The sequence below is a fragment of the Pseudomonas sp. TE3911 genome (genome assembly GCF_054062775.1).
The window spans coordinates 4,869,947-4,892,266 of record NZ_JBSSFP010000001.1; the positions used below are offsets into that span (position 1 = coordinate 4,869,947).

The 22,320-nt window shown below is 61.0% G+C and carries 19 protein-coding genes and 1 riboswitch; of the genes, 6 read left to right on the forward strand and 13 right to left on the reverse strand.

The genetic code is table 11. The features are described from left to right. Positions 1–17 precede the first annotated feature (17 nt). From parC to ACVWXD_RS22150, 7 genes are all read right to left on the reverse strand, one after another. Positions 18–2,282 (reverse strand): DNA topoisomerase IV subunit A, encoded by a 2,265-nt coding sequence (parC, locus tag ACVWXD_RS22120; RefSeq protein WP_032890452.1) that lies wholly within the window; start codon positions 2,280–2,282, stop codon positions 18–20. A 73-nt stretch (positions 2,283–2,355) separates the two neighbouring features. Next, positions 2,356–3,351 (reverse strand): esterase-like activity of phytase family protein, encoded by a 996-nt coding sequence (locus tag ACVWXD_RS22125; RefSeq protein WP_457371320.1) that lies wholly within the window; start codon positions 3,349–3,351, stop codon positions 2,356–2,358. Then, positions 3,351–5,255, reverse strand: a complete 1,905-nt coding sequence (gene parE, locus ACVWXD_RS22130; RefSeq protein ID WP_032890449.1) for a DNA topoisomerase IV subunit B — start codon at positions 5,253–5,255, stop codon at positions 3,351–3,353. The genes ACVWXD_RS22125 and parE overlap by 1 nt, the downstream gene beginning before the upstream one ends. A gap of 54 nt (positions 5,256–5,309) precedes the next feature. Beyond that, positions 5,310–5,918, reverse strand: a complete 609-nt coding sequence (locus tag ACVWXD_RS22135; RefSeq protein ID WP_032890447.1) for a YqiA/YcfP family alpha/beta fold hydrolase — start codon at positions 5,916–5,918, stop codon at positions 5,310–5,312. A gap of 49 nt (positions 5,919–5,967) precedes the next feature. Then, a complete protein-coding gene (cpdA, locus tag ACVWXD_RS22140) occupies positions 5,968–6,783 on the reverse strand; it encodes a 3',5'-cyclic-AMP phosphodiesterase (protein WP_181644098.1) in 816 nt (271 codons plus the stop codon). Positions 6,784–6,881: 98 nt separating this feature from the next. Further along, a complete protein-coding gene (locus ACVWXD_RS22145) occupies positions 6,882–7,331 on the reverse strand; it encodes a DUF1249 domain-containing protein (protein WP_003171323.1) in 450 nt (149 codons plus the stop codon). After that, positions 7,322–7,939, reverse strand: a complete 618-nt coding sequence (locus tag ACVWXD_RS22150) for an NUDIX domain-containing protein (protein ID WP_457371321.1) — start codon at positions 7,937–7,939, stop codon at positions 7,322–7,324. The genes ACVWXD_RS22145 and ACVWXD_RS22150 overlap by 10 nt, the downstream gene beginning before the upstream one ends. A gap of 192 nt (positions 7,940–8,131) precedes the next feature. Here ACVWXD_RS22150 and ACVWXD_RS22155 point away from each other — a divergent pair, with 192 nt between their 5' ends. Continuing rightward, a complete protein-coding gene (locus ACVWXD_RS22155) occupies positions 8,132–8,869 on the forward strand; it encodes an RsiV family protein (RefSeq protein ID WP_032890438.1) in 738 nt (245 codons plus the stop codon). Here the strand turns inward: ACVWXD_RS22155 and cytX are convergent. Together cytX and thiC are read right to left on the reverse strand one after the other, a co-directional pair. Continuing rightward, positions 8,838–10,127, reverse strand: coding sequence for a putative hydroxymethylpyrimidine transporter CytX (gene cytX, locus ACVWXD_RS22160; RefSeq protein WP_179179597.1), 1,290 nt, complete (start codon positions 10,125–10,127; stop codon positions 8,838–8,840). The two genes, ACVWXD_RS22155 and cytX, sit on opposite strands and share 32 nt — an antisense overlap. Positions 10,128–10,271: 144 nt before the next feature. Then, positions 10,272–12,161 (reverse strand): phosphomethylpyrimidine synthase ThiC, encoded by a 1,890-nt coding sequence (gene thiC, locus ACVWXD_RS22165; RefSeq protein ID WP_095186077.1) that lies wholly within the window; start codon positions 12,159–12,161, stop codon positions 10,272–10,274. A 147-nt stretch (positions 12,162–12,308) separates the two neighbouring features. Further along, a riboswitch (TPP riboswitch) is annotated at positions 12,309–12,414 on the reverse strand. 196 nt (positions 12,415–12,610) lie between these two features. On the opposite strand from thiC, the gene ACVWXD_RS22170 reads away from it, so the two are divergent. Further along, positions 12,611–14,050 carry a TolC family outer membrane protein gene (locus ACVWXD_RS22170; RefSeq protein WP_095186078.1) on the forward strand — a complete coding sequence of 480 codons (1,440 nt, stop codon included), beginning with the start codon at positions 12,611–12,613 and terminating at the stop codon, positions 14,048–14,050. Positions 14,051–14,172: 122 nt separating this feature from the next. Here ACVWXD_RS22170 and waaA read toward each other — a convergent pair whose 3' ends face one another. Both waaA and ACVWXD_RS22180 read right to left on the reverse strand, forming a co-directional pair. Then, complete coding sequence (waaA, locus tag ACVWXD_RS22175; RefSeq protein WP_122753866.1) at positions 14,173–15,450, reverse strand: lipid IV(A) 3-deoxy-D-manno-octulosonic acid transferase; 1,278 nt, start codon at positions 15,448–15,450, stop codon at positions 14,173–14,175. Positions 15,451–15,473: 23 nt separating this feature from the next. After that, positions 15,474–16,358 carry a LysR family transcriptional regulator gene (locus ACVWXD_RS22180; RefSeq protein ID WP_457371322.1) on the reverse strand — a complete coding sequence of 295 codons (885 nt, stop codon included), beginning with the start codon at positions 16,356–16,358 and terminating at the stop codon, positions 15,474–15,476. 103 nt (positions 16,359–16,461) lie between these two features. Between ACVWXD_RS22180 and ACVWXD_RS22185 the strand changes: the two genes are divergently transcribed. Genes ACVWXD_RS22185 through ACVWXD_RS22200 form a run of 4 tightly spaced genes read left to right on the forward strand, consistent with a single transcriptional unit; the run spans position 16,462 to position 19,838 of the window. Then, positions 16,462–16,797 (forward strand): DMT family transporter, encoded by a 336-nt coding sequence (locus ACVWXD_RS22185; protein ID WP_032890426.1) that lies wholly within the window; start codon positions 16,462–16,464, stop codon positions 16,795–16,797. Between the two features lie 55 nt (positions 16,798–16,852). Next, positions 16,853–18,028, forward strand: a complete 1,176-nt coding sequence (locus ACVWXD_RS22190; RefSeq protein WP_457371323.1) for an NAD(P)/FAD-dependent oxidoreductase — start codon at positions 16,853–16,855, stop codon at positions 18,026–18,028. Next, on the forward strand, positions 18,025–18,837 hold the full coding sequence (locus ACVWXD_RS22195) for an aldo/keto reductase (protein ID WP_457371324.1): 813 nt from the start codon (positions 18,025–18,027) through the stop codon (positions 18,835–18,837). The genes ACVWXD_RS22190 and ACVWXD_RS22195 overlap by 4 nt, the downstream gene beginning before the upstream one ends. A 41-nt stretch (positions 18,838–18,878) precedes the next feature. After that, a complete protein-coding gene (locus tag ACVWXD_RS22200; RefSeq protein WP_032890421.1) occupies positions 18,879–19,838 on the forward strand; it encodes a hypothetical protein in 960 nt (319 codons plus the stop codon). A gap of 50 nt (positions 19,839–19,888) precedes the next feature. Here the strand turns inward: ACVWXD_RS22200 and ACVWXD_RS22205 are convergent, their stop codons facing one another. After that, positions 19,889–20,824 (reverse strand): NAD-dependent epimerase/dehydratase family protein, encoded by a 936-nt coding sequence (locus ACVWXD_RS22205; RefSeq protein WP_457371325.1) that lies wholly within the window; start codon positions 20,822–20,824, stop codon positions 19,889–19,891. Further along, positions 20,817–22,241 carry a bifunctional D-glycero-beta-D-manno-heptose-7-phosphate kinase/D-glycero-beta-D-manno-heptose 1-phosphate adenylyltransferase HldE gene (hldE, locus tag ACVWXD_RS22210; RefSeq protein WP_032890418.1) on the reverse strand — a complete coding sequence of 475 codons (1,425 nt, stop codon included), beginning with the start codon at positions 22,239–22,241 and terminating at the stop codon, positions 20,817–20,819. The genes ACVWXD_RS22205 and hldE overlap by 8 nt, the downstream gene beginning before the upstream one ends. Positions 22,242–22,320: the final 79 nt, after the last annotated feature.

The window sequence follows — 22,320 nt, forward strand, 5'->3', positions numbered from 1 at the left end:
GAGGGCTCTAATACGCCTTAAACCGGCGTTTCCACCAGCAAAGCATCCACACGCTGGAAGCCGCGAGGCAGTTTATTACCGCGACGACCACGCTCGCCCTTGTAGTGTTCAAGGTCGTCAGGGCGCAATGACAACGTGCGCTTGCCGGCCTGGAGCACCAGGGTGGAACCTTCCGGGATCACCGCGATGTCGGTCACGTACTCTTCGCGACTGGCCACCCGCTCCCCTGGAATACCAATAATCTTGTTGCCCTTGCCTTTGCCCAGCTGGGGTAGATCGCTGATCTTGAACACCAGCAGACGCCCTTCGGTGGTCACCGACGCCAGCCAATTGCTCTCACGGTCATCTACCGGTCGCGGCAGGATCACCTTGGCGTTATTCGGCAGGCTCAACAACGCCTTGCCCGCCTTGTTCTTGGCCTGCAGGTCTTCACCCTTGACCACAAACCCGTAACCGGCGTCGGAGGCGATGACGTACAGCGAGTCATCGTCCGGCAGCAGCACGCATTCAAAATTCGCCCCTGGTGGCGGCGTTAGACGCCCGGTCAACGGTTCGCCCTGCCCCCGTGCTGACGGCAAGGTGTGCGCCGGCACTGAATAGCTGCGTCCCGTGGAGTCGATAAACACCGCAAACTGGTTAGAACGCCCGGCCGCGGCGGTTTTAAACCCATCACCCGCTTTGTACGACAAGCCAGTGGCGTCAATATCATGCCCCTTGGCAGAACGAACCCAACCCTTTTCCGACAGAACGACGGTAATTTTCTCGTTTGGCAGCAGTTCGGTTTCTGTCAGCGCCTTCGCTTCAGCACGCTGCACGATTGGCGAACGACGGTCATCGCCGTAGGTTTCGGCGTCTTTGATCAGCTCGGTACGCACCAGCTTTTTCAGCTTGGCTTCGCTGCCCAATAGGGCTTGCAGCTTGGCTTGCTCCTTAAGCAACGCGTCTTGCTCGTCGCGCAGTTTCATTTCTTCCAGTCGCGCCAATTGACGCAAGCGGGTGTCGAGGATGTAGTCAGCCTGGATCTCGCTCAGCTCGAAGCGCGCGATCAATTCGGCTTTCGGGTGCTCGGCGGTACGGATGATGTGAATCACTTCATCCAGGTTGAGATAGGCAATCAGCAAGCCGTCCAACAGGTGCAGGCGGCGCTCGACCTTGTCCAAGCGGAATTGCAGGCGGCGACGAACGGTTTGTACGCGGAACTCCAACCACTCCACCAGCAGGTTGCGCAGGTTTTTCAGCTGCGGCTTACCGTCCAGACCGATGATGTTGATGTTGACCCGGTAGCTGGACTCAAGATCGGTACTGGCGAACAGGTGCTGCATCAGCACTTCGTGATCGACCCGGCTGTTGGTCGGGATGATCACGATACGGCATGGGTTTTCGTGGTCGGACTCGTCACGCAGGTCGGCGACCTGGGGCAGTTTCGACGGTTTGGCCTGCATCAGCGCAGCAATCTGCTCCAACACTTTGGCGCCCGACACCTGATGCGGCAGAGCGGTGACGATAATGTCGCCGTCCTCAATGTGGTACACAGCGCGCATGCGCACCGAGCCCTTGCCGGTTTCGTACATCTTCAGCAGATCAGCGCGCGGCGTGATGATTTCCGCTTCGGTCGGGTAGTCCGGGCCCTGGATATGCTCACAGAGCTGCTCGACGGTCGCCTTTGGCTCATCCAGCAAGCGTACGCAGGCGGTGGCGACTTCCCGCAGGTTGTGCGGCGGTACGTCGGTGGCCATGCCGACCGCGATACCGGTGGTGCCATTGAGCAGGATGTTCGGCAAACGTGCCGGCAACACCAGAGGCTCGTCCAGTGTGCCGTCGAAGTTCGGGCCCCAATCCGCAGTACCCTGGCCCAGTTCGCTGAGCAGCACTTCCGAGTAACGCGACAACCGCGCCTCGGTGTAACGCATCGCGGCGAAGGACTTGGGATCATCCGGCGCACCCCAGTTACCCTGGCCGTCCACCAGCGTGTAGCGGTAGCTGAACGGTTGGGCCATCAGCACCATGGCTTCGTAGCACGCCGAGTCGCCATGGGGGTGGAACTTACCCAGCACGTCACCGACGGTACGCGCCGATTTCTTGTGCTTGGAATCGGCATCCAGGCCCAACTCACTCATGGCGTAGATAATGCGCCGCTGTACGGGCTTGAGGCCGTCGCCGATATGCGGCAACGCGCGGTCCATGATCACGTACATGGAGTAGTTGAGGTAGGCATTTTCGGTGAAGTCAGCCAGCGACCGGCGTTCTACGCCGTCTAAGCTGTCTGCGAGGATGTCACTCATGCGGGCCTCATCATTGTTTGGTAAGGCGCAGCGGAAATGCCGCTGCGCTGAGTCAATTCAAGTGTTTGATCATTCACGGCTGGGCACTCCAGCCGCCGACCGGGGCGGCAAAACGATAGACCACCGGGCGTTTTTCACCATCGGCGCGAGGGCCGAAGTTGTTGTCGATACCCAGCCACGCGCCTTCAGCATCAACCACAAGGGCTTCGGCAAGACCATAGGGCTGGGCATAACGCCGCTCGGGCACCAGGGTTTCGTCGGCAAACGACCAGCACAGCTCGACCTTGGCGGTGACCGCATCGCGCCGGCAAATCTGGAACGCGTTGCGCTCCAGCGTAAACAGCTTGCCGTTGAACAGGGAGAGATCAGCGAAATCCTTGGACACGGGCTTGGCGTCGGTGAATTTAGCCGGTTGTACCTCCTGGCCGGCCTCACTTAACAACACGCAAGGGCCCTCACAACTCCACAGGCTTTGCCCACGCTTGATGGAAATTAAGCCACGCCGCTCACGCTCGGCCGCCAGCCAGATTTGATTGCCTTCAGGGTTCACCGCCAAGCCTTCAAACAGCGCATTGAAGTGCAGCAACATGCCACTGGCCCGGGCCTCACGCACCATGCTTGGGGCAATCTTCAGCCATTCAGGTGCGCCGGTGGCCGGCACTTGCAGCACTGCCGCATGGGCTTCACTGACGACGTAGCGATTACCGGCAACATCGCAGCTGATGCCTTCAAAGTCCAGGTCGCCACCGCGAATAAACGAAGCAGCCGTGGTGCGCGAACGCAGCCCCCAAGGCAGACCGGACTCTGGCACGGGCGGCACTTCGATTTTCACCGTTTCGGCCTGCCAGGTCGGCGCGCTGATATCCAGACGGTAGATCTGATCGTCGTCACGGTCGGAAACCGTCCACAGGTCCTTGCCGCACACAGCCAGACCCGACAAGTTGCCGCCGCGCATGCCATCCACCGGGTGCTCGGACACGAGTTTGAGCTCTGCTACGGGCGCAGCAACCACCGGGGTGGCCGCCAGCCCGCTCATCATCAGGATCGCCAGGACGACGCCTGTGCGCATCAGCCCACCACCTCGGCCAGGTTGCCTTTGGATTCCAGCCAGGACTTGCGGTCCGGCGCGCGTTTCTTCGCCAGCAGCATGTCCATCATTTCCGAGGTGGCGGCGTAGTCTTCCAGGGTCAACTGCACGAGGCGCCGGGTGTTGGGGTCCATGGTGGTTTCACGCAATTGTGGCGGGTTCATTTCACCCAGACCTTTGAATCGCGTGACCTGCGGCTTGCCACGTTTCTTCTCGGCCACCAGGCGGTCGAGGATGCCATCGCGCTCCGCTTCGTCCAGGGCATAGAAAATCTCCTTGCCCAGGTCGATGCGATACAGCGGCGGCATGGCGACGTAGACGTGACCGGCATCCACCAACGGGCGGAAGTGCTGCACGAACAGGGCACAGAGCAACGTGGCGATGTGCAGCCCGTCGGAGTCGGCGTCGGCGAGGATGCAGATCTTGCCGTAACGCAGTTGGGCGATATCCGCAGAACCTGGGTCGACACCAATGGCCACGGCGATGTTGTGCACTTCCTGGCTGGCCAGGACTTCGCTGCCGTCGACTTCCCAAGTGTTAAGAATCTTGCCGCGCAACGGCAGGATCGCCTGGAATTCCTTATCCCGCGCTTGTTTGGCGGAACCGCCGGCGGAGTCACCCTCCACCAGGAACAGTTCGGAGCGCATCGGGTCCTGCCCCGCGCAATCGGCCAGTTTGCCTGGCAGTGCCGGGCCTTGGGTGATGCGCTTGCGTTCAACCTTCTTACTGGCTTTGAGGCGACGGCCGGCGTTATTGATCGCCAGTTCAGCCAAGGCCAAGCCAAGCTCAGGATGCTCGTTGAGCCACAGGCTGAAGGCGTCCTTAACCACACCAGAGACAAACGCCGCCGCCTCGCGGGACGACAGACGCTCTTTGGTCTGGCCGGAGAACTGCGGTTCCTGCATTTTCATCGACAGCACGAACGCGATGCGCTCCCACACGTCTTCCGGCGCCAGCTTCACGCCGCGCGGCAGCAGGCTGCGGTATTCGCAGAATTCGCGCATGGCATCGAGCAGGCCCTGGCGCAAACCATTGACGTGGGTGCCGCCCTGAGCCGTGGGAATCAGGTTGACGTAGCTTTCCTGCACGCTGTCGCCGCCCTCGGGCAACCACAGCAGCGCCCAGTCGACGGCTTCTTTATTGCCGGCCAGACTGCCGCAAAACGGCTCGTTGGGCAGGCGCTCGAAGTCGCTGACGGAATCTTCCAGATAAGAGCGCAGGCCGTCTTCGTAATGCCACTCGACCTTCTCACCGGTGCCTTTGTCTTCAAAGGTCACCAGCAGGCCCGGGCACAACACGGCCTTGGCCTTGAGTACGTGTTTGAGGCGGCTGATGGAGAATTTCGGCGAATCGAAGTATTTCGGGTCCGGCGCGAAGTACACGCTGGTACCGGTATTGCGCTTGCCCACAGTGCCGATCACTTCGAGGTCGGTGGCTTTGTAGCCATCGGCGAAGGTCATCTGGTACTCGTTGCCGTCGCGCTTGACCTTGACCCGCACCAGCGTCGACAGGGCGTTGACCACGGAAATACCCACACCGTGCAAGCCACCGGAAAACTGGTAGTTCTTGTTGGAGAACTTACCGCCGGCGTGCAGCTTGGTGAGGATCAGCTCGACGCCTGACACGCCCTCTTCCGGGTGAATGTCCACGGGCATGCCGCGACCATCGTCGGACACTTCGAGGGAGTGGTCAGCGTGGAGAATGACGTGCACCGACTTCGCGTGCCCGGCCAAGGCTTCGTCAACGCTGTTGTCGATGACTTCCTGGGCGAGGTGATTCGGCCGGCTGGTGTCGGTGTACATGCCGGGGCGTTTGCGCACCGGGTCGAGGCCCGAGAGGACTTCGATGGCGTCGGCGTTATAAGAGCTAGCGCTGGGAGTGGCCATGGGGTCTCGTCGTGAGTCGTTCGATTAAAAAGTAACCTGCGGTTTTCAAGGCAATTACAGTGCCGAAAAATCGAAGGATTGATACTGATCTGCGCCAATGCCGGCAAAGCTCAACAGCGCCGGCAATTGCTGGGCGAACCCTTGGTAACCATGGTCGCCACCGGCCTGGATGCGCAAGGCGCAGGCCCGGTAATACTGTTGGGCGAGGCGATAATCCAGGGTTTCATCCCCGGTCTGCAACCACACCTGATAACGCGCAGCATCCTGGGGTGCCGGCACTTCCAACTCGGCGAGTGCCGTGACGTGGTCGTGGGTCAGTTCCCAGGTTTCATCGGTGTAGAGGTTCTTCTGGGTGCCCAGGTAGCCGTCGAACATCCGATGGGGGCTCACCGCCGGGTTGACCAGCAGCGCCTTGAGGCCATGGCGCTCGGCAAGATGGGTTGCATAGTAGCCGCCGAGTGAGCTGCCGACCAGCAGTGGCCGCCCCAGTTGGGCAATGGCTTGCTCCAACTGAGGAATTGCCTGACGGGGGTGGTGATGCAGCGCCGGCACGCGCAGTTGGTCGGCCAGGCCGAGGCTGTTCATCACGGTGATGAGCTGGCTGGCCTTGTTGGACGCCGGCGCACTGTTGAAACCGTGGATATACAGGATCGAAGCAGACATACCGGGCTCTCCGTGCTTGCGCCAAAAGCGCGCAGTTTACAGGTAAATCTCAGTAGCCGTTGCTACCGTAATCCACCGTAAACGCGAACCCGACCAAGCGCTCTACCCCGGTCTCCAGCCGCCCGTCGGCATGCAAACGCAACCAACGATACCCCGGCGCCTGCTCACTGACCTTGAAGTCCTCGCTGCCCGGCGCGAACTGGATGCAAGTAGACGGCGACGCTAGCAAGCGCACGCCATTACGTTCGCGGTCGATTTCCTGGTGCACATGCCCCCAGAGCACTGCCCTGACTTGGGGAAAGCGGTCCAGCACGGCAAACAACGCTTCGGGATTGCGCAGGCCGATGGGGTCCATCCACGCACAACCGAAAGACACTGGGTGATGGTGAAAGCACACCAGATGATGACGGCCGGGGGCTTCACTCAGGGCTTGGGCCAGCAATTGCAGTTGCGAGTCCTGAAGGTAGCCTGGCACCGAGCCCGGTACGGCGGAGTCCAGCAGTGTGATGCGCCAGTTGCCCACATCCACCACCGGTTCAAGCAGGTCGCTGTGCGCAGCGGCGTGCGCCATGATTTGCGGCTCGTCGTGGTTACCGGGAATCCAGCGGGCAGGGGCGCCGATGGATGCGGTCATGTCGCGAAATTGCTGGTACGACTCCAGCGTGCCGTCCTGGGACAAGTCCCCGGTAGCCACTATCAGGTCGATTTGCGGCTGTTGCTGGCACACCAACTCAATTACACGCCGCAGGCTCTCACAGGTATTCATACCCAGCAGCGTGCCGTCGGCCTCGGCAAACAGGTGGCTGTCGGACAGTTGCACCAGCAACGCCGGCGCATCGGGGTTCACGGTGGATACGCTCGGCAAGGCGCTCTCCCAAGGCAATCACAGGAATAGACAATTGGGGCGATTATGCTGGGGCAGAACGCAAAGAGGAAACCCAAGGAAGCAGACGCAGTTCACATCTACCGCACGACCTCAAACTCATGACCCAGAGCCAGGCAATGGCTCAACCACTCGCCGAGGAACACATTGAGCTGTGCTTTCTCATCGGGCTGGTGCATGAACACATTTGGATAAGGATAGATGCTGCGGAAGCGTCGTGCATGTTCGGCGCTGATCACTTCGGCCATGCGGGCGTCGTGGTAGACCTGCACTTCCAGTTGCGGCACCGGCAGCCAAGGCAGGCTGTGTTCCTGACGCACGCGCAGGGTGGTGGTGTACGGACAGTTGACGATAACTTCCAGGGCCAGTACGCCGAGCATTTGGTCGCCATGGGTCACGCCGATGCGCCGTGCCTCGGGGGCGTGGCGCATGTCGGGCAACAGGCGCATCAGCCGCGCATAGTTGGCTTCGCAGGCGGCTTGCAGCCCGATCAGGTCGACTCGATAACGTTCCCGTGCCTTTACTGCCATAACCCCCTCACTTCCGCGCGATTAAGCGCAAGCCATTGCAGGGCGATAATGCTGGCTGCGTTGGAAATCTTGCCGTCGCGCACCGCTTGCAGGGCATCTTCGAAGGCCCAGACGGTGACGCGGATATCTTCTGCCTCTTCTTCCAATCCATGGACACCACCTGCACCGGCGCTCTCGCAACGGCCCAGGTACAAATGCACAAACTCGGTACTGCCACCGGGCGACGGGAAATACTTGGTAATCGGCCACAGCGCGGAGAACGTCAGCCCAGCTTCCTCCTCGGCTTCGCGGTGTGCAACCTCCTCCGGCTCTTCATCCTTGTCGATCAGGCCCGCGACCATTTCCACCAGCCAAGGGTTGTTGCTGCGGCCCATGGCGCCTACACGGAACTGCTCGATCAACACCACTTCATCGCGCTGCGGGTCGTACGGCAAGACACACACCGCGTCGTGACGGACGAAGACTTCGCGGTTGATCACCCGGCTCATGCCGCCATCGAATTTTTCGTGGAGCAGTTGCACGCGATCAAGCTGGTAGAAGCCCTTGTAGGCATTGTCGCGCTGAACAATTTCGATTGTGCTCGGCGTCGATTTTGCTGTGTCCGTCATATCCCTTCCTCGTTATGCCTGAGCAATTCGCGCCATCCTAACGCGCTCCCGCCCTCGGATGCAGCCCCTTTCCGGTTGCCGGGATAGACGGCGGGCGTCAAACTCACTCTAATCAGCTTAGTGGCGAACTGACTGCCTTGCTGGTAGTCGAAGCTGCACAATTTCGCTCTTATCGATAGACGAAGGACACCCATGTCGCTTTTAAAAATCGCCTCCGTGGCCTGCATCGCCTTGACCCTCGGCGCCTGCCAAAGCTTGTTCCAACCCAACTGGCGTACCCCGCTGGAAGCCACCCGCGACACCACTGAACAAACCCGGCCGGGCTGCGCCAGCGCCGATTGCGCACTGGTGAATATCGACACCGTGCACTTCGCCAAGGAACCCAAGCTGGACGCGCTGATCGAACAGCGCCTACTGGAAATGACCGGCGCCAACCCGCTGCCGACCAGCCTTGAGACCTATCGCGAGCAATTCCTGAAAACCGCGGCCCCAAGCAACAGCATGTATTTGCAGGCCAAGGTACGGGAGCAGCATGACGGCTTGGTGATCATCGAACTGTCCAGCTATCTGGACCAGGGTGCCACCCATGGCGAGCCGGGCCGCGCATTCATCAACTATTCGCGCCAGCAGCAAAAGGCCCTATCGCTCACCGACATGCTACTGCCGGGTAAAGAGGACGCCTTCTGGAAAGCCGCCCAAGTGGCACACAACAGTTGGTTGATCAGCACCCGCCTGAGCCTGGAGCCGGAGTTTGTGAAAACCTACCCCTTCCAGAAAACCCCGAACGTTGCGCTGACCTATGGTGGCGTGGTCCTCAAGTACCCCACCACCACCATCGCGCCGTATGCCTTGGGCCATGTCGAGTTGCAGATTCCCTACTCGCGCCTGGACGGCATTCTCAAGCCTGAGCTGGTACCCGCACGCCGCTGAAGGCCCGACCCAGGATGAACTGCAGCAGCCCTGCCAGCACCAGCGCCGGCAGGGTTGCGCCGACATCCGGGTACAGATTGGCCAACAGATGGTAAGTGGCAATGCCACCTAACCAGGCCAACAGCGCCGGCCAACGCAGGCCGGCAACCACACCCTGACCACGACGGCGCAGGATGAAATGATCCACCAGCACCACACCGAACAACGGCGCAAACACTGAGCCGATCAATAGCAGGAAGTTCTGGTACTGGGCCAACGGCGCGAAACAGGCGATCAAGGTGCAGATGACACCGATGGCCAACGCCAGATGCTCGACTTTCAAGCGCAACAGAACCCCGCTGGACACCGCCGCCGAGTGAATATCGGCAAAAGCATTTTCCGACTCGTCCAACAGGATCAGCAGCAGCGGAATCCCCAGGCCGGCGCCAGCCAAAGCCAGGAGCAGCGCGTTCACTTCACCGCTCGGCGCAAATGCCAGGGTGTAGGCCACGCCCAGGCTCATCAGCCAGAAATTGCCGATAAAGAAGCCCACCGCGGTGCCGCCGAACACGCTTTTAGCGCGCTTACCGAAACGGGAGTAATCGGCAATCAGCGGTAACCAGGACAGCGGCATGGCGATGGCAATATCGAAGCCCACGGCGAACGGCATCGAACCATCACCGGCCTGAGCCCATAGCGCGGCCAAATCAGCCTTGGCGAACAAGTTCCAGGTGAGCCACAGACAGGCGGCGAGCAGCAGCCAGATGCCCCATTTGCGCAGGATCTGACGCACAAAGGTCAATGGACCGCTGACTGCCAGCAGCGTCGCCAAGCCGCCGAAAAACAGCGTCCACAGCAACGGGCTGGCCAGCAGGCTGCCCTCGCTGAATGCTCGCGTACCCAACAGGCTGGCCGCATCGCGCATCACAATGATTTCGAATGAACCCCAGCCGATCAACTGCAGCAAGTTGAGCAACGCGGGCAGGCTCGCGCCTTTGGCACCGAGGCTGAGCTTGAGCGCGGCCATGGCGGACAGGCCGGTGTCGCTGCCGATCACGCCGACGGCGGCCAGCAACAACACGCCGACCAGAGTGCCGAGGAAGATTGCCAGCAATGAACCCGACAGGCCCAGCCCCGGCGCAAGCAAAGCGCCGGTTTGCAGGACCATCAGGCCAATGCCGAGGGAGAACCATAGGGAGAACAGGTCGCGGGCGCCGAAGACACGTTTGTCTTGGGGGACTGCGATGTCCGGTGAGTAGGTGCTCGGTTGAATGTTCAAGGGTGTTATCTCTGAGGGGCATGTGTTGTTTGAAAGATTGCTATCGGGGGCAAGCCCCCTCCCACATTTTGAATGGCGAACACGTTCAAGTGTGGGAGGAGGCCTGCCCCCGATGAGGCCCTTAAAAGCACCTGCAACCTCGGATCAGACCTTCTTATAAAGCTGACTACCTTCCTGCTTGAACCGCTCTGCCTGCTCCGCCAAGCCCTTGGCCACGTCCACATCCACCGCTTCAATGCGCTGGTTGGCCGCGTATTCACGCACTTCCTGGGTGATTTTCATCGAGCAGAATTTCGGCCCGCACATCGAGCAGAAATGCGCGACCTTGGCCGAGTCCTTCGGCAGGGTTTCATCGTGATAGGAGCGCGCGGTATCAGGGTCAAGGCCGAGGTTGAACTGGTCTTCCCAGCGGAACTCGAAGCGCGCCTTGCTCAAGGCGTTATCGCGGATCTGCGCGCCCGGGTGGCCTTTGGCAAGGTCGGCGGCATGGGCGGCGATCTTGTAGGTGATGATCCCCGTCTTCACGTCATCCTTGTTGGGCAGGCCCAGGTGCTCCTTGGGTGTGACGTAGCACAGCATCGCGCAACCGAACCAACCGATCATCGCCGCACCGATACCGGAGGTGATGTGGTCGTAACCCGGCGCGATGTCGGTGGTCAGTGGCCCGAGGGTGTAGAACGGCGCCTCGTCGCAGCACTCCAGCTGCTTGTCCATGTTCTCCTTGATCAACTGCATCGGTACGTGGCCGGGGCCTTCGATCATGGTTTGCACGTCGTGCTTCCAAGCGGTTTTGGTCAGTTCACCCAGGGTTTCCAGCTCGCCGAACTGCGCGGCGTCGTTGGCGTCGGCAATCGAGCCGGGGCGCAGGCCGTCGCCGAGGGAGAAGCTGACGTCATAGGCCTTCATGATTTCGCAGATTTCGTCGAAATGCGTATAGGTGAAGTTCTCTTTGTGGTGCGCCAGGCACCACTTGGCCATGATCGAACCGCCACGGGACACGATGCCGGTGACGCGCTTGGCAGTCAGCGGCACGTACCGCAGCAGCACGCCGGCGTGGATGGTGAAGTAGTCGACGCCCTGCTCGGCCTGTTCGATCAAGGTGTCGCGGAACAGCTCCCAAGTCAGGTCTTCGGCGGCGCCGCCGACTTTTTCCAGGGCCTGGTAGATCGGCACGGTACCGATTGGCACTGGCGAGTTACGGATGATCCACTCGCGGGTTTCGTGGATGTGCTTGCCGGTGGACAGGTCCATCACCGTGTCCGAGCCCCAGCGAATGCCCCAGGTGAGTTTCGCCACTTCTTCTTCGATGGACGAACCCAAGGCGCTGTTGCCGATGTTGCCGTTGATCTTCACCAGGAAGTTACGGCCGATGATCATCGGCTCCAGCTCGGTGTGGTTGATGTTCGCCGGGATAATTGCGCGGCCACGGGCGATTTCTTCGCGCACAAACTCGGGGGTGATGATTTTCGGCACGCTGGCACCGAAGCTGTGGCCGGCGTGTTGCTGGTCCAACAGACCGCTGGCGCGGGCTTCTTCGAGCTTCATGTTTTCGCGGATGGCGACGTATTCCATCTCGGCGGTGATGATGCCTTTGCGCGCGTAGTGCATCTGGGTGACGTTGGCGCCGGCCTTGGCGCGGCGCGGATTTTTCACATGGGCAAAGCGCAGTGCGGTCAGTTCGGCATCGCTCAGGCGCTGCTGACCGAAATGCGAGCTGAGGCCGGACAGGCGCTCGGTGTCGCCGCGTACTTCGATCCACGGCGAGCGCACATCGCCCAGGCCTTTACGCACGTCGATGATTACATTGGGGTCGGTGTACGGGCCGGAGGTGTCATAGACCACCACGGGTGCGTTGATTTCACCGCCAAAGTCGGTAGGGGTCACGTCCAGGCTGATCTCACGCATCGGCACACGAATGTCCGGGCGAGTGCCTTGTACGTAGATTTTTTGCGAGCGGGTAAACGGCTGCACAGAACCGGAGTCGACCTTGGCCGATTCACTTAAATGCACAGTGTTTTTTAGTTTTGTAGTCATCACGGGCTCCAACTTATCCAGGCGGTGGATTTTTGTCGGAGCGAACCTGTGACGGATGGACGCACTGAAACCAGTGCTGTGCTTGGCGCACGAGGACTGTTCGATTGTCGAACAGCATCCCGGACGAAGCACAAGAGGACTCGCCGGGTGACGAGAAATCTTGTTCCCTACGCAGGCGTTAACCTGATCAGGTTCAACGGGATCCGGTATTTACCGATCTCAGCCTTCCAACAAGGCACCCCGACAAGAACGCGGCCAGTCTAGACCATGGCGTGGGCAAATTGCCAACAGTGGAGCATTCAGCGTGATGAATGGCGCAATTACAGGATTGTTGTGCCGGGGTCGCGCCACTACACTCGGATGCCGCCTCAAGGCTTGACGCCAGAAATGACCAGCCGTAGCCTTGGGCGCTAAATTATCGCCGTAATATTCACACTAGGGATCGCCTCATGCTGCGCAAACTTTCACTGGCTGTTGCCGTGTCTTGTGCGACCAACGGAATGGTCTGGGCAGCTGAAGCGCCCTTGTCTGCCAGAACCGATCTGGTCAGCGTCTATCAGGAAGCGGTGGATAACAACGCCGACCTGGCCGCCGCCCGTGCCCAATACGGTGCGCAAAAAGAAGTGGTACCCCAGGCCCGCGCCGGGTTGCTGCCGAATCTGTCGGCTGGTGCCGATATCAACAATGTGCGCACCCAGATCGACACGCCCTCGGCCACCGCCAACCGTGACGCCCATTCCTGGCGCGCGACCTTGAGCCAGCCACTGTTCCGCGCCGACCGCTGGTTCCAGCTACAAGCCGCCGAAGCCGTCAACGAGCAGGCCGCATTGCAACTGTCGGCCACCGAACAGAACCTGATTCTGCAGAGCGCCGAAAGTTACTTCGCCGTGCTGCGCGCCCAGGACAACCTGGCCTCCACCAAGGCCGAAGAAAATGCATTCAAGCGCCAACTGGACCAGTCCAACGAGCGCTTCGATGTGGGCTTGTCGGACAAGACCGACGTGCTGCAATCCCAGGCCAGCTACGACACCGCTCGCGCCAACCGGATCCTGGCTCAGCGCCAGGTGGAAGACGCCTTTGAAGCGCTGATTACGCTGACCAACCGCCAATACAACTCGATCCAAGGCATCGTGCACACGTTGCCGGTGTTGCCGCCGCTGCCGAACGACGCCAAGGCGTGGGTCGAAACCGCTGGCCGCCAAAACCTGAATCTGTTGGCCAGCAACTACGCCGTCACCGCCGCTGAAGAAACCCTCAAACAGCGCAAGGCCGGTCATGCGCCGACTCTGGACGCAGTCGCGCAATACGAAAAAGGCGACAACGACGCGCTCGGTTTCAGCAACCCGAATGCTTTCGGCACGCCGTATCGCGGCGACGTCGAGCAGCGCACCATCGGCCTGCGCCTGAGTATCCCGCTGTACAGCGGCGGCCTGACCAGCTCGCAAGTGCGTGAGTCCTACTCACGCCTGGGCCAGACCGAGCAGCAGCGCGAGGGCCTGCGCCGCCAGGTGGTGGAAAATACGCGCAACCTGCACCGCGCGGTGAACACCGATGTGGAGCAGGTGCAAGCGCGCCGCCAGTCGATCATCTCTAACCAGAGCGCGGTGGAAGCCACGGAAATCGGTTACCAGGTGGGTACGCGCAATATCGTCGACGTGCTGGATTCACAGCGCCAGCTCTACTCGTCGGTGCGCAACTACAACAACAGCCGCTACGACTACATCCTCGACAACCTGCGTTTGAAGCAGGCTGCGGGCACCTTGAACCCTGGGGATTTGCAAGACCTGGCACGCTACCTCAAGGCGGACTACAACCCGGACAAGGACTTCCTGCCGCCGGACCTCGCCAAGGCCGCTGCCGAACAACTCAAGGCCCGCCCGGGATACTGAGCACACGACAAAACAACTGTGGGAGGGGGCTTGCTCCCGATAGCAATCTTTCAGGTCAGTCGTTTTGACTGACACTCTGCTATCAGAAGCAAGCGCCCTCGCACCTTTGGATCGGCGCTGGGTCAGCGAGCGATCAATCGGCCCAAACCATCCAGCAACCGCTTCAGCGCGCCCTGATTAGCCTGCATCACTTTGAGCCCCGCCTGCGCCATTTTGCGCGCATCCTGCGGCAGTTCGAACAGCTGTCGCACGGCTTCGGCCAACCCTTCAGCGTCATCCACCTCACGCAACGCACCCGCTTCGCGCATCATCGCGGTGATTTCGAGGAAGTTGAACACATGGGGCCCCATGATCACCGGCTTGGCCAGTGCCGCCGGCTCCAGAGGATTGTGCCCACCGGTCGCCACCAGGCTGCCGCCGACGAAGGCGCTGTCGGCGAGGGCGTAGAGAAACAGCAACTCGCCCATGGTATCGCCGAGCAGCACTGAAGTTTGTGCGCTTACGGGCTCGCCTGTAGAACGGCGCACCGTGGCAAATCCTTGCTGCTTGCACAGCTCGAACATCGGGCCGAAGCGTTCCTGATGACGCGGGACCAGAATCAGTAACGCGTTGGGATAGTGGCTGAGCAACTGACGATGAGCGGCCAACACCACTTCATCTTCACCTTCGTGAGTACTGGCGGCGATCCACACGGGACGCTCGCTGGCGCCCCATTGCTCGCGCAAGGCGGCGGCACGCTCAAGTAGCTGCGGGTCGATGGTCAGGTCGAACTTGATAGAGCCGGTCACTTCCACAGTCTCCGGCCGCGCGCCCAGGCTCAAGAAACGTTGGGCCTCGGTGTGCGTCTGCACAGCAAACAAGCTCATTTCAGCCAGCATCGGCGCCGTCAGCTTGGCGAAACGCCCATAGCCCTTGGCAGAGCGCGCCGACAGCCGCGCATTGGCCAGCGCCACCGGAATTCCGCGCTGGGCGCAGGCGTGGATATGGTTGGGCCACAGTTCGGTTTCCATGATCACCGCGAGCTTGGGCTGCACGCGATCGAGAAAACGCTTGGCGGCGCACGGCAAGTCATAGGGCAAATAGCAGTGCTGGATACGCGGCTCGTTGGCGAACAACGCCTGGATCCGCTCGGAACCGGTGGGCGTCATGCAAGTGACGGTGATCGGCAGCTGTGGATAACGCTCCAGCAGCCCACGGATCATCGGCGCAGCGGCAATGCTTTCGCCCACTGACACGGCATGCACCCAGATTCCGCCAGGCTGCATCACCGGCAAGCCATAGGAAAACCGCTCGCCCACGCGCCTGGCGTAGGCCGGTGCCTTGCGCGCGCGCAGCCACAGACGTAAAGCCACCAACGGCAGCGCCAGGTAAAACAGACAGCTGTAGAGAGTTCTATTCATGGCGGCGGAGTTTATCCACTTTTTCAATCAATCGCCCGCAGGCACTCGGCAAAACGTTCGGCAAGGAAACGCGCAGCAGGCCCAAGGTGCTCGTCGCGACGCCATACCAGCTCCACGACCAGGGCCGGCGGCGTCCATTCGCTGTCCAGCTCCACCATTTGTTGCTGATAGGTCGGGTATTGCACGATATGCCGCGGCAACCAGGCCCAGCCCAGCCCACTCATCAGCCATTCGGCCAATACGTAGAAACTGTCGGCGCGCCACACCAGCGGACTGGCTGCTTCGCTGCCGGGGTAGACACTGGTCTGAGTCGACATCAACAGCTGCCGGTACTGGGCCAAGCGCTGGCACGTCACGTACCCGTCCTTGGCCAGCGGATGGTTCACGCCGCAGACGGTGACCATTTCCACACTGCCCACCACGCGCCGCTCTAGGGCCTCGGGAATCTGGTCGTGATAGAACAACAGGCCCAGGTCTGCCTTGCGCTCCACCAATTTGCGCGCCACGTCGCCTTGGGCGGCACTGGACAGTTGCACTTCCAGCAACGGGTATTGCACCGCCAGCGCCTCAAGGCTATCGAGCACCGGCTGGAACAACATCGCCTCGTCCTGAGCCAATCGCAGACAGGCTTCTTCACCACGGGTCAATGACAGCGCGCGGCCATTGAGCCGCTCACATTGGCGCAACACTTCGCGCGCTTCCTCCAGCAACACGCTACCGGCTTCAGTCAGGCGCGGCTGGCGCCCGCTGCTACGCTCAAACAGGCTCACCCCCAAGTCCGCTTCCAGCAATGCAATCCCATTGCTTACCGCCGATTGCGCCTTGCGCTGCCCACGCGCCACCGCTGAAAACGAACGCTGCTCGGCGACGTCGACAAATAGACGCATCTGTTCAAGATTCCACTGCATGGCTAACCCATCTCCAAATCGGATAGGTAATGACTTTACCCCATCTGGTAAAGCCCTAAAATGCCGACCTTATCAAGTGCGCTGTACACCGAGGATTGACGCCATGAACCCTGCCTACTACTACCTGGCTATCGCCATTTGCTCGGAAGTGATCGCTACCGTCTCGATGAAAGCCATCAAGGGTTGGAGCACGCCGATCCCGTTGTTGCTGGTAGTCGTCGGCTACGGCGTGGCCTTCTGGATGCTGACGCTGGTGGTGCGCACGGTGCCGGTGGGTGTGGCCTACGCCGTGTGGGCCGGGATGGGTATCGTGATGGTCAGTATCGCGGCGCTGTTTATCTATGGGCAGAAGCTGGATGTCCCGGCGATGCTTGGGATGGGGCTGATTGTGTTGGGCGTGGTGGTCATCCAGTTGTTCTCGAAAACCGCCGGGCACTGACCGCTACTCAACAGCCTGTATACTGCGCCTCTTGTCTTGAACACTGAGGTCGCCCATGCCATCCGTTATTTCCACCGACGTTCTGATTGTCGGCGCCGGGGTTGCCGGCCTCTGGCTGAATGCGCGGCTGCGCCGCCAGGGGTTTTCCACGGTGGTGGTGGAGAGCGCCACCTTGGGTGGCGGGCAAAGCGTGAAGTCCCAGGGGATTATTCACGGCGGTGCGAAATATGCCCTTCATGGCGCCCTTACCGGCGCCTCCGAAGCGATTGCCGACATGCCGCGCCGCTGGCGTGAAGCCTTGGCGGGCAACGGCGAACTGGACCTGTCGGGCGTGCGTTTGCTGTCCGAAGCCCATTACCTGTGGTCCCCCGGCACCCTCGCCGGCAACCTCACCAGTTTTTTTGCCAGCAAGGCCGTGCGTGGCCGTGTCGATCAGGTCAAGGGCGACGACCTGCCACCGGCGCTGCAAGACCGCCGCTTCAAGGGCAAGGTGTATCGCCTGGCCGAGTTGGTGGTTGATGTACCAAGCCTGATCGAACGCCTCGCGCAGCTTGCCGGTGACGGCTTGCTTGCAGGTCAACATATCGAACCGTTGCTGGACGCCAACACGCTGGTGGGCTTGAAGGTGGATGGCCGTGAAATCCGCGCCCAGCGCATTGTCTTGAGCGCTGGCGGCGGCACCGCTGAACTGCTGAGCACCCTTGGTCTGAGCAATCCGGCCATGCAAAAACGTCCACTGCATATGATCATCGCCAAAGGCCCAGGCCTGAAGCCGCTGTACGCTCACTGTCTGGGCGGCGGCACCAAGCCACGTATCACCGTGACCACCCACCCGGCTGCCGATGGCAACTGGGTGTGGTACATGGGCGGTGATATTGCCGAGGCCGACGGCGTTGCACGTACGCCCGAGGAACAAATCGCCACCGCCCAGAAAGAACTCGCGCAATTGCTGCCCTGGATCGACATGAGCCAAACCCGCTGGGCCACTCTGCGCGTCGACCGCGCCGAACCGCTGCAATCAGGCCTCAGCCGTCCCGACAACGCCTTTGTCGCCGACGAAGGTCGCCTGCTGGTGGGCTGGCCGACCAAACTGGCCTTGGCGCCTGACTTCGCCGATCGGGTAATTAACAGCCTCGAACGTGACGGCATCCGTCCAAGCGCAGCTGAACCGCTGCCGGACCTGCCAAAACCCGCCCTCGGCGTTCCAGCTTGGGAGCAACTGTTGCCATGAGCTTGCCAACTTTGCACGACCTGCATCGCCCTTTGGGCAGCACCGGCATTCTGGTATCGCCGCTGGGCCTGGGCACCGTCAAGCTGGGCCGCGACCAGGGTGTTAAATACCCCAACGGTTTCCAGATTCCGGATGACGACGAAGCGCGAATGCTACTGCGCCAAGCTCGTCAGCTTGGCATCAACCTGATCGACACCGCGCCGGCTTATGGGCGCAGCGAAGACCGCCTGGGGCCGCTGTTACGCGACCAACGTAAGGATTGGGTGATCGTCAGCAAGGTAGGTGAAGAGTTCGAAAATGGTGTCTCCCAGCACGATTTCAGCGCCGCCCACACTCGGCTGTCCATTGAGCGCAGCTTGAAACGACTTGAAACGGATTTTATCGACCTGGTGCTGGTGCATTCCGATGGTAACGACCTGCACATCCTCAACGAGTGCGAGGTCTACCAGACCCTCGCAGAGCTGAAAAAAGAGGGCAAGATTCGCGGTTTCGGCTTCTCCGGCAAAACCGTCGAAGGCGGCGTGAAGGCTCTGGAACAAGGTGATTGCGCGATGGTCACCTACAATTTGAACGAACAGGCGGAGAAAGCCGTCATTGATTATGCAGCGGCCCATGGCAAGGGCATCCTGGTCAAAAAGGCGCTGGCCAGCGGCCACGTTTGCCTGGAGCCCGGAATGGATCCAATACATGCCAGTTTCATGCTGTTGTTTGCGCAAACCGGCGTCGCCAGTGCTATTGTCGGGACCATTAATCCGCTGCACCTGGCCCATAACGTGGCGACCGCTGCCAAGGTCATTCGTCAACTCTGATGCCGCCCACGCGGCCGACCCCGTCGCAAAAAGGAGCCGACATGCCGCGAACGCTCATAAGAAAAAACCCCAGCAACTTTAAAACACTGCCGCTGCACGTCGAAGCCACCCCTGAAGGCCTGAGCTATCAGAGCGTGGGCATGCCGCTCAACTTCGCCCAGACCCTGCAACGGCGCAAGCCGGTGGAGGTGGCAGACTCGGAACGTTTCGTGCTGGAACTGGCCAACCTCGGCGTGTCGGTACGCTTGACCCTGCACTGGCAAAACCGCGATTACTGGGTGCTGGTGCGCCAGCGTCGCCAGGACCGTGGGGATGTGGTGCTCAAGCTGATCTCCGGCTACGTCCCGGCCCACGAGCTGAACTTGCCACTGCACACCGCCATCCAAGAGATTGCTGAAGAGTGCCTGCTGGAAACACCCGAAGGCTGGCTCGGCGGGCGCTTCAATGACACCTGGCTGCCGGCGCCCTACTCCGCGGCGCTGCATTACCGCGAAGCGCTGCCGTTTCGCCTGAGCCCGCTATCCGGTGCGGCCCGCCCGGTGCGTTGCGCCACCACCCAGTTGATCGAACGACCACGGGCCTATGTGCATTTGCCCACGGCATCGCTGCAATTGATCTACGACCTTCGCCTGGAAGTGCCGAAGGAAGCCAAGTCGCTGAGCCTGTTCCATGTGGATGAGCGCCTGGAAGGCGACCAGTTGGTCGCGCGCCTGGACCGCAAGCGTCCGGACTTGTACCTGATGCCGCTAAAAGACGGCCAGCCCCTTCCCGAACTGTACACCGTGAAGAAAGACCAACTGTACCCGGCCAGTACGCGGGGTTTGTACCTGGCAGAAAGCTTCGCCCAGCAGGAAGGCTGGCTGGTGCGGGAAGAGCGCATTCGCTGGAAGGATTGGCTGAGACAGCAAGGCCTGGCGGAGCCGGAGAAGGAGTCGAAGTTGAAGGGATTGGCGCGGCGCGTGTTGCGCAAGATCGTGCCGAAGAAAAAGGCCAAGGGCTAAACTGCACTCCAATGTGGGAGAGGGATTGCCACTCCCACATTAGATTGGGGTTAGCCGTTAAGCAGTCGTTCCAGGCCGACTTTCAGCGGGGTAGGTTCCGGCAACGTGAAACTCGCCAACAACCGCTGGTTGTTCGCCCGTGAATGCCGAATATCCCCCGACCGCGCCGGCCCGTAAGTCACGGATGGCAAGGAGCCCACCGCTTCTTCCAGCGCCTGCAGCACTTGCTTGAGCGTAGTGGTACGGTTCCAGCCCACGTTGATCGCCCCCAAAGGAGCCTGCGGCGCTTCGATCGCCTGCACCAACACGTCAACCAGGTCTTCCACGTACATGAAGTCGCGGGTTTGCTCGCCATCGCCAAACACGGCAATCGGCAAACCCTGCTGTGCACGTTCGCTGAAGATACTGATCACGCCGGAGTATGGCGACGACGGGTCCTGGCGCGGCCCGAAGATATTGAAGAAGCGGAAAATCACCGGTTCCAGACCATGCTGGCGGCGATAGAAATCAAAGTAGTGCTCGCCGGCCAGCTTATCGGACGCATAGGGCGTCAACGGCGCCTTGGTAGTCTCTTCGTCAATCGAAGCACCTTCGCCGTTGTTGCCATACACCGCTGCGCTGGATGCAAAGACCACGCGCTTGACGCCTGCCTTGCGCATGGCTTCGCAGACATTCAGGGTACCGACGAAATTGCTCTGGTGCGTGCTGACTGGATCATCCACCGAGGCCTGCACGGACGCGACCGCCGCCAGGTGCACCACCGCCGTTGCGCCAACAGCGGCACGCGCCACCAGCTCGGCATCGGCGACATCACCTTCGAGCAGCTCGACAAGCGGGTTGTGCAACGGCAGGTTGCTGCGTTTGCCTGTGGACAAGTTGTCCAGCACACGCACCGCGTAGCCCTTAGCTAGCAAGGCATCCACGAGGTGCGAGCCAATAAAGCCCGCGCCACCGGTGATCAGAACCAACGGATCAGCCTTACTCATTATTGCGGATCTTCTCGACAATCGCCGTGGTCGAGCTGTTCTCAACCAGACCCAACACTTTGACCTTGCCGCCGTAGGCGCTGACGATATCTGCACCGACCACCTGGTCGACGGAATAGTCGCCGCCCTTGACCAGGACGTCCGGCTTGACCTGAGCCAGCAGATTTTCCGGGGTCGCTTCAGGGAAACTGATCACCCAGTCCACTGCACCCAACCCAGCCAGCACGGCCATGCGCCGGTCGACGCTGTTGATTGGACGGCCAGGGCCTTTCAGGCGGCTGACCGAAGCGTCGTCGTTGACCGCAACGATCAGGCGATCGCCTTGGGCGCGCGCCTGCTCCAAGTAAGTCACGTGGCCGGCGTGCAGGATGTCGAAGCAGCCGTTGGTGAACACAATGCTTTCGTTATGCGCGCGAGCGTCGTCTATCGCCAGCAGCAATTGCTCGATGGTCAGCACACCGCGCTCCGAGCCTTCGGAGCGTTGGATGGCGCGGCGCAGCTCAGGTGCGCTGATGGCAGCGGTACCCAGTTTGCCGACCACGATGCCCGCCGCCAGATTGGCCAGGGCCACGGCGTGAGGCAGCTCTTCGCCGGCCGCGATGGAAGCGGCCAGGGTAGAAATCACGGTGTCTCCGGCGCCAGTGACGTCGAACACTTCACGGGCCCGCGCCGGCAGGTGCATCGGCGGGTGGCCTGGACGCAGCAGGGTCATGCCGTGCTCGCCACGGGTCACCAGCAAGGCACCGAGGTCGAGATCGGCCATGAGTGCCGCGCCTTTGGTCACCAGTTCGTGCTCATCGGCACAACCGCCGACGATGGCTTCGAACTCGCTGAGGTTCGGCGTGATCAGGCTGGCGCCCCGATAAATCGAGAAGTCCTTGCCCTTAGGATCGGCCAACACCGGGATGCCCTTGGCCTTGGCGGCCTGGATCAGCACTTGGTGATTCTTCAATGCGCCTTTGCCGTAGTCGGACAGCACCAGCACCTTGATGCCTTCGAGCAACTCGTCGACCTGACCGCTGAGGGCCAAGGCGTCGGTGGCGAAGGGTTCTTCGAAATCGATACGCAGCAACTGCTGGTGCCGGCTCATGACCCGCAGCTTGACGATGGTCGGCTGGTGGGCAATGCGCTGGAACAGCGCACGCACACCAGCACCGCGCAGGCTGTTGGCCAGGCTGTCGGCGGCTTCGTCGTCGCCGGTCACACCCACCAGGGAGGCCGGGGCGCCGAGGGCGGCAATATTGAGGGCAACGTTGGCAGCGCCACCCGGACGGTCTTCGATTTGCTCGACCTTGACTACCGGTACCGGCGCCTCAGGGGAAATCCGTGAGGTACCGCCATGCCAGTAACGGTCGAGCATGACATCGCCGACCACCAAGACAGGGGCTTGATCGAATCGCGGCATGGACAACTTCATGGAGCAACCCACATACAAAATGAACAGGGGCGCGATATTAGCACAGGGTGAGCGCTGCCTAGTTCGAGAGCTTTATCCG